The organism is Pseudoduganella sp. RAF53_2 (assembly GCF_052113985.1).
Classification (GTDB): Bacteria; Pseudomonadota; Gammaproteobacteria; order Burkholderiales; family Burkholderiaceae_D; genus Rugamonas.
This window is the reverse complement of the sequence record NZ_JBFRDW010000400.1, coordinates 1-5,537: the sequence shown is the minus strand read 5'-3', so window position 1 is coordinate 5,537 and position 5,537 is coordinate 1. Positions and strand designations below refer to the sequence as shown.

The 5,537-nt window shown below is 59.5% G+C and carries 5 protein-coding genes; 4 read left to right on the top strand and 1 reads right to left on the bottom strand.

Annotation, left to right across the window (positions count from 1 at the left end; genetic code table 11):
* A partial coding sequence (locus tag AB4Z11_RS21245; protein WP_442027498.1) for a TonB-dependent receptor plug domain-containing protein occupies positions 1-450 on the bottom strand: 450 nt, incomplete at its 3' end.
* A 417-nt stretch (positions 451-867) separates the two neighbouring features.
* Between AB4Z11_RS21245 and AB4Z11_RS21240 the strand changes: the two genes are divergently transcribed.
* The 4 genes from AB4Z11_RS21240 to AB4Z11_RS21225 all read left to right on the top strand — a co-directional run.
* Entirely contained in the window at positions 868-1,866 is a 999-nt protein-coding gene (locus AB4Z11_RS21240; RefSeq protein WP_442027497.1) for a BMP family lipoprotein, read from the top strand.
* Between the two features lie 81 nt (positions 1,867-1,947).
* Positions 1,948-3,477 carry an ABC transporter ATP-binding protein gene (locus AB4Z11_RS21235; RefSeq protein ID WP_442027496.1) on the top strand — a complete coding sequence of 510 codons (1,530 nt, stop codon included), beginning with the start codon at positions 1,948-1,950 and terminating at the stop codon, positions 3,475-3,477.
* A gap of 2 nt (positions 3,478-3,479) precedes the next feature.
* Positions 3,480-4,562 (top strand): ABC transporter permease, encoded by a 1,083-nt coding sequence (locus AB4Z11_RS21230; RefSeq protein ID WP_442027495.1) that lies wholly within the window; start codon positions 3,480-3,482, stop codon positions 4,560-4,562.
* A 4-nt stretch (positions 4,563-4,566) separates the two neighbouring features.
* On the top strand, positions 4,567-5,537 hold a 971-nt coding region (locus AB4Z11_RS21225), incomplete at its 3' end, for an ABC transporter permease (protein WP_442027494.1).

Genomic DNA, 5,537 nt, shown 5'->3' with positions numbered 1-5,537 from the left:
ACCTTGCGGGCCACGCAGCACTTCAACCTGGTCCACGTCGAAGACCGGGAAGCCCTTCAGCATCGGGTTTTCCTGAACGATATCGTCCATCACCAGGCCCACTGGCTGGGAGGCGTTCAGGTCGAAGTCGGTGTTACCCAGGCCACGGATATAGAAACGCGGGAAGGTACGGCCGTAGTCCGATTCAACGGACACGGAAGGCGAGCGGCCGCTCAGGAAGCGGATGTCCTGGCCACCGGAGGTCAGGATGTCCAGCTTTTCGCCTTTCAGGGTGCCGATCGACATTGGCACGTCTTTGATGTTCTCAGCGCGGCGCTGCGCGGTAACGATCACGGTTTCGAGCTGGCCGGATACTTTTTGCTCGACTTGCGGCTCCGCGTCCTGCGCCATCGCTGGGAAGGCGCTGGCCAGTGCCAGGGTAATCAGGGTGTATTTCAAGGTGGTGTTCATGTATTTATGTCCAGTCTTTATTTAAAAGTAATGGAATGTCATTTTTAGGCCGCATCCTAGCATGTAGAAGATTGACGGAAAATTACTCTGAGAAACCATAGATTAAGACGATATGGATATAAATTGCAAAGAAAAAACGTATTTGCCATACATATAGCCCTTGTTGCATAGTATGGAAGAAGGATTCCCGTAGGCAGCAGCTACAAAATTAACATTGCAATTTCTGCACGTGCACAAATTTTAATCAGTAATAAATTTGTAAAATTTGCCGGAATCGTTGTAGTGAAGAGACAGGGCGCGCAGAACTTTTTTGCCAAATGGAAAATTCTTGTGCGCCGCAGGATAAAGAAAGACTGGCCGAGGATGGATGTTGGGCCCGCAAAAACTATACAATAGCGAACCTCCAGGAGCTCTTACATGAAAATCAAACAACTTAGCTTGATGATCGCCGCATTTGCGGTCGCTGCCAGCGCCTCCGCGGCCGACCCGAAGCTGGGCATCGTCTATGATGCCGGCGGCAAGTTCGACAAGTCGTTCAACCAGTCCGCGTTTGAAGGCGCTTCGCGCTTCTCCAAGGATACTGGCATCAAGTTCATCGAAGTGCAGGCTTCCAGCGACACGCAGGCCGAGCAGGTGCTGCGCGGCCTGGCCCGCAAGAACCTGGACCTGATCGCTTCCATCGGCTTTGCGCAAACGCAAGCCGTGCAGAAGGTCGCCAAAGAATTCCCGAAAGTACACTTCGTGCTGATCGATGGCGTTGCTCAAGGCAATAACATCAATTCCGTGACGTTCAAGGAAGAAGAAGGCTCTTACCTGGTGGGTGTGGCCGCTGCCATGGCTTCCAAGTCCAAGAAGCTGGGCTTCATCGGCGGCATCGACATTCCTCTGATCCGTACTTTCAACTGCGGCTACGCGCAAGGCGCGAARGCCACCGACAAGAAAGTGGAACTGTTCTCCAATATGGTCGGCACCACCGCTTCCGCCTGGAACGACCCGGCCAAGGGCGGTGAACTGGCCCGCTCCCAGTTCGAGCGCGGCGTGGACGTGGTATTCGCAGTGGCTGGCGGCTCCGGCCTGGGCGTGCTGCAGACCGCCAAGGAGAAAGGCAAGCTGTCCATCGGCGTCGACTCCAACCAGAACCACCTGTATCCGGGTTTCGTGCTGACTTCCATGGTCAAGCGCGTGGACAACGCCGTGTATGACTCCTTCATGCAGATGAAGAACGGCACCTGGAAAGCCGGCGTGACCGCCAAAGGCATCAAGGAAGGCGGCGTGGACTGGGCTCTGGACGAGAACAACCGCAAGCTGATCACCCCGGAAATCGAGAAGAAGGTCCTGGGTGCCCGCAAGGACATCATCGATGGCAAGATCAAGGTCATCGATATCCGTGCCACTAACGCCGCCTGCCCGGCCTAATTCGCTTTCCCTTTAACGAGAACGCGCCGACGGGGATACCCGTCCGGCGCGTTTTTCAGTAAATACGACCTGAAAATCCTTATGCAGCCAGCTGTTGAATTTCGCGGAATCTCCAAGCACTTCGGTGCGGTGAAGGCGAATACGGACGTCAGCTTCAGCATCGCCAAAGGGGCCATCCATGGCCTGGTGGGCGAGAACGGGGCCGGCAAATCGACCCTGATGAGCATCCTTTACGGCTACTACCATGCCGATGGTGGCGAGATCCTGTTGGATGGCAAAGTCCAGCACATCCGCTCCTCGCAGGAAGCGATCCGTCTCGGCATCGGCATGGTGCACCAGCACTTCATGCTGGTCGAAAACATGACCGTGCTCGATAACGTCATGCTGGGCACTGAAGGCGGCTTCAAGCTGAAGGCGCACCGCGCGGAAGCCGAGCGCAAGCTGCGCGAGATCTGCGAACGCTACCGCCTGGACGTCGATCCGCTGGCCACCATCCACGACCTGTCCGTGGGCGCCCAGCAGCGCGTGGAAATCCTGAAGCAGATCTACCGCTCGGCCAACATCCTGATCCTGGACGAGCCGACCGCCGTGCTGACCGCGCAGGAAACCGCGTCGCTGTTCGAGATCCTCAAGCTGTTCAAGGAACAAGGCAAGACCATCATCCTGATCACCCACAAGCTGCAGGAGATCAAGGACATTACCGATACCGTGACCGTGATGCGCGGCGGCCGCGTGGTTGGCGCCGTGCAGACGGCCGATGTGACCAAGGAAGACCTGGCCAATATGATGGTCGGCCGTCCGATCGAAAACAACCTGCCGCGCGCACCTTACAATCCGGGCAAGCCGGTGCTGGAAGTGAAGAACCTGCAACTGCAGGACGATAACGGCGTCAAGCTGCTGAAGGACATCAACTTCACCCTGCGCGCCGGCGAGATCGTGGCGATTGCTGGCGTGTCCGGCAATGGCCAGTCCGAGCTAATGGAAATCCTGTCCGGTATGGCCCTGCCCTCTTCCGGCGAGGTCGACTTCGAAGGCAAGGCTCTGCCCTACGGCAAGCGCCACGACGCGGACGGCCTGCCGACCAAGTTCCGCGAGCTGGGCATCGGCCACGTGCCGGAAGACCGCCTGCGCGATGGCGTGATCAAGAACTTCTCCGTGATGCAGAACACCTTCTTCGGCTACCAGGACAAGGTGAAGAACAAGTGGGGCCTGATCGACTTCAAAGGCATCGCCCAGCGCTGCGCGGGCCTGCTGAAGGAGTTCGATGTGCGCCCTGCCAATCCGGACCTGCGTATCGGCCTGCTCTCCGGCGGCAACCAGCAGAAGGTGGTGATCGCACGCGAAGTGCTGGCCCAGCCCAAGCTGATGCTGGTCGGCCAGCCGACCCGCGGCGTGGACATCGGCACCATCGAATCCATCCACACCCAGCTGCTGGCCCTGCGCGACGCGGGCGTGGCGATCCTGCTGGTGTCGGTGGAACTGGAAGAAGTGCGCGCGCTGGCCGACCGCATCCTCGTGATGTGCGGCGGCGCGATCACCGGCGAACTGAAAATCGAAGAATTCGACACCACCCGCATCGGCCTGCTGATGGGTGGCATGCATAGACACTGATCATGACGACAAACGATATGCCACGCTGGGCGACTGGCTTTGTCCTGCCCATCCTGAACCTGCTCTCCGCGCTGCTGGTGGCCGCGCTGGTGATTCACCTGCTGGGCGAAGACCCGGTGGAATCCATGCAGATCCTGATCAACAGCGCCATCGTCAATCCGGAAGGCCTGTCCTACACGCTGTTCTACGCGTCCACCTTCGTGTTCACCGGCCTGGCAGTGTCGGTCGCGATGCAGGCGGGCCTGTTCAACATCGGCGCGGAAGGCCAGATGTATTTCGGTGGCCTCGGCCTGACCCTGGCCATGCTGGCCTTCGACGCTTCCCTGCCCTGGTATCTGCTGATCCCCGTCGGCATCGTCGGCGCCGCGCTGTTTGGCGCGCTGTGGGCCTTCATTCCGGGCTATCTGCAGGCCAAGCGCGGTTCGCACATCGTGGTGACCACCATCATGTTCAACTTCATCTGCGCTTCGCTGATGAACTTTGTGATCGTGAAGTACCTGATCCCGGCGGGAGAGCAGAACACCGCGTCGCGCGTGTTCTCTGCCGCCGCTGAAATGCCGCGCCTGAACACCTGGTTCCCTGTGCTGGGCGATACCCCGCTGAATGTGAGCTTCATCTTCGCCCTGATTGCGCTGGTGATCTACGGCGTGATGGTATGGCGTTCGTCCTGGGGCTATAAGCTGCGCGCTACGGGCCTAAACAAGCACGCCGCGCACTACGCTGGTGTGAAGATCTCCGCCATGATCATCGCCACCATGGCGATTTCCGGCGCGCTGGCTGGTCTGGGTTCGGTGAACTCCATCCTCGGTTCCACGCACTACCTGTCGCTGAACTTCGTCGGCGGCGCGGGCTTCGTCGGCATCGCGATTGCGCTGATGGGCCGCCAGCATCCGGTCGGCATCCTGCTGTCGGCCATCCTTTTCGGCGCGCTGATTCAGGGCGGCTTCGACCTGTCGCTGGAAAAACCGAACATTCCGACCGAAACCTTTATCTTCATCCAGGGCCTGATCATCCTGTTCTGCGGCGCGATGGAAAATCTGTACGCACCGGCCATCATCAAGCTGCTGAAATCGCGCAAGGGCTAATACCATGACTTTTGAAGATCTCCATCTCGGCTCCATCGTCATATCCACCGTGCGCAATGCGCCGGTGCTGATTTTCGCCGCCATGGCCGGCTTGTTTGCGGAACGCTCCGGCGTGATCGATATCGGCCTGGAAGGCAAGATTCTGGCATCGGCCTTCGTGTCGGCAGCCGTCGCCTTCGCCACGCATAATCCCTGGTACGGCATCCTGGCCGGCATGGGCATTTCCGTGGCGCTGGCCCTGCTGCAAGGCTTCGTCGCCATCACCCAGAAGGGCAACCAGCTGGTGGGCGGCATCGCGATCAATATCGCCATGAGCGGCCTGACCTTCGTGGTAGCGCAATACTTTTTCCAGCAAGGCGGCCGCACCCCTGATCTGGGTGACGCGCGCTTGTTCGACGTCGTACTTCCTGGCAGTTCCGCCGTGGCCGACATCCCTGGCCTGGGCTGGATTTACACGCAGCTGATCGGCGGCCATTCCGTGCTGGTTTATCTGGCCTTCGCCCTGGTACCGGTGGTGCACTGGGTGCTGTACCACACCAGCTTTGGCTTGCGCCTGCGCGCCTGCGGCGAGAACCCGCATGCGGCGGATGCGGCCGGCGTGTCGGTGGCAACCATCCGTTATTCGGCCATGCTGATCGCCGGCGTGCTGTGCTCCTTCTCCGGTGCTTACCTGGCCATCGTGCAATCGGGCTTCTTCCTGCGCGATATGTCGGYCGGTGCCGGCTACCTGGCGCTGACCGCCATGGTGTTCGGTAACTGGCGTCCGATGTACACCTTCCTCGGTTGTCTGATGTTCGGCTTCTTCGGCGCTGTCCAGATCCAGCTGGAAGGCGTGGACCTGCCGGTAGTGGGCCGCATTCCTGGTGCGCTGATCCAGATGGTGCCGTATGTAGTGACCGTGATCGTGCTGGCGGGCCTGATGGCCAAGTCGGTCGCACCAAAGGCCATCGGCGTACCGTTCGTCAAGTCGCGCTA

Coding starts and splice junctions, on each gene's coding strand:
- AB4Z11_RS21235 (WP_442027496.1), top strand. CDS start 1,948: ATGCAGCCAGCTGTTGAATTTCGCGGAATCTCCAAGCACTTCGGTGCG.
- AB4Z11_RS21230 (WP_442027495.1), top strand. CDS start 3,480: ATGACGACAAACGATATGCCACGCTGGGCGACTGGCTTTGTCCTGCCC.